General features: G+C 38.8%; 1 protein-coding gene and 1 pseudogene. Both read right to left on the bottom strand.

The window, feature by feature from the left end; translation table 11 throughout:
- Positions 1–63 (bottom strand): annotated as a pseudogene (locus H3001_RS19830) (two component system sensor kinase); the annotation flags it as partial.
- Positions 63–1988 (bottom strand): tetracycline resistance ribosomal protection protein Tet(Q), encoded by a 1926-nt coding sequence (gene tet(Q), locus H3001_RS19000; protein ID WP_004291466.1) that lies wholly within the window; start codon positions 1986–1988, stop codon positions 63–65. The gene tet(Q) and the pseudogene H3001_RS19830, both read right to left, overlap by 1 nt.
- Positions 1989–2193: the final 205 nt, after the last annotated feature.

Raw genomic sequence — 2193 nt, 5'->3', positions numbered from 1 at the left:
AAGAATGGAGATAAGTATATATCCCAACCGTATTGCCTTATAGAAATTTCCTGACCGCTCCATTATTTTAATGACATTGATTTTTGGAACATGAATAAAAGTTTATCTTTTTCGTTCATGCGGATATTATCAGAATAACCGTCTTTTGTTATTTGATACCCACATGGCTTAACCATAAAAATGCCTAAGCCCTTAGTGTACGAACTTACTTCTGAGGCATAGTCTTTACTTGTATTTAATGGAACTTTCCCTTTAATATGACACCACTCATTATTACAACTGATGTCTTCAATCTCAGACATCAGTTTTTGCAAATCTGTAATAGCTTTGGAACTCGCTACTTGGGGTATCTGCAACTCAAAACAGAGCATCGGTTCGAGAATGTCCACACCTGACTGTTGCAAAGCCAGCCTGAAGACATAAGGGGTCAGCTGTCTGAAATCAGCAGGTGTACTTACCGGGCTATAATACTCGGCTTGAGTAAAAGTTACTTTCAGATCTGTCACTTCCCATCCATGTAAACCAGATTGGCAAGACATACGAATCCCTTCAAAAACGGCATTTTGAAAAGAATGGTTCAGATAACCATAGGAGATGTCACTTTCGATTTGCAACCCTGCCCCTAACGGTAAGGGTTCAAGAGTCAGCCCTATTGTGGCCCAGTAAGGGTTGGGTGGTACTTCGATCTGAATAATCTTATTGACCTTTTTTATAGGTCGTTCTTTGTAGATAGTCTTGATCTCATCAAAATGGACCTTTACGGAAAATCGTTCTTCCAGCAATGTCTGTATGATTTCCTTTTGGGTCAAACCATATAACGAGATTTCCAATTCATCACTATATGAGTTTATGGAAAAGGACAAAGACGGGTCTTCAATCCACAATGTATTCAGAGCGGATATCACCTTGCTTCTCTCTTCGGGCTTATTTGGCCGGACGGAGGATTTGAGAGCGGGATGCTGATGAGATAATCCTTGAATCAAACAAGGTTTAGCACCTAAATAATCTCCGATTCGAAAATCTTCTATATCTTCTACAATCGCGATATCATTGGCACCCACTTCATCAACATTTATCTCTCTGCCCTGATAAATAGTCTTTAGATTTTTAATCTTGATGAATTTTTCCGAATCGTTGATTCTTACAACGTCTCGAAGTCTCAGACTTCCGTCAATTATTTTAAGAAAACTTCTTTTATGCCCTTTGGGGTCATGCTCTATCTTATAGAGATAAGCTGAAAGTCTGTTTGAGACTGATGCCGGAGGAAGTATAAAAGAAGAAATGGCGTCCAACAACTCATTGATACCGATATTGAACATTGCTGATCCATGTAGCACCGGATAGACTTTGGCTTTTGCCACAAGAGCGATTATCGTATTCCAATAATCAGCCGGTGAAATTTCGCTATCCGCCAAATATCGTTCTAATATATCGTCGTCATGGTTGCATACAAATTCTTTGTATTCTTCCTTTATATATGTTTGGGAGCAAACCGGATAAACCGATCCATCGACAACAGTTTGCATAAACAGGACATCTTGCGACAGATTTGTTTTTATATCCATATACAAACGCTCCAAATTCACACCGGCACGGTCAATCTTATTGATAAATATAATTGTCGGGATTTGCAGCTTTTGTAAAGTACTGAACAGCAACTTTGTCTGCGCTTGTATGCCTTCCTTTGCGGATAAGATGAGGACTGCTCCATCAAGCATTTTGAATGTCCGCTCCACTTCCGCAATAAAATCCATGTGTCCCGGAGTGTCAATGATATTGCATTTCACTCCATTCCAGATAATAGATGTCGTAGAAGCCCGGACAGTAATTCCTCTACGTTTCTCTATATCCATAGAGTCCGTTATGGTGTCACCATTATCCACACGGCCGCACTTTTCCGTTGCTCCACTGGCAAACAGCAGATTCTCGGTTACGGAAGTTTTTCCTGCATCAATGTGAGCAAGAATTCCTAAATTTATAATATTCATTTGGATTAAGCAATAATATACTACAGTAGATGCATTGTCGAAACGCACCTTTTAATACCTCCTCGTAGCATATGAGAACTACAGGATTACTAACTCGTATTAATATGTATATTATTACTGCCGCATAACGATTACAAAATTACACAAAAAAATATATCTAACAAAAGTGGGAGGATTTTTTAACTTTTTACCATAGACATTTTAT

Source organism: Phocaeicola faecicola, assembly GCF_013618865.1.
Lineage (GTDB): Bacteria > Bacteroidota > Bacteroidia > Bacteroidales > Bacteroidaceae > Phocaeicola > Phocaeicola faecicola.
This window is presented reverse-complemented; position numbering and strand designations above follow the sequence as displayed.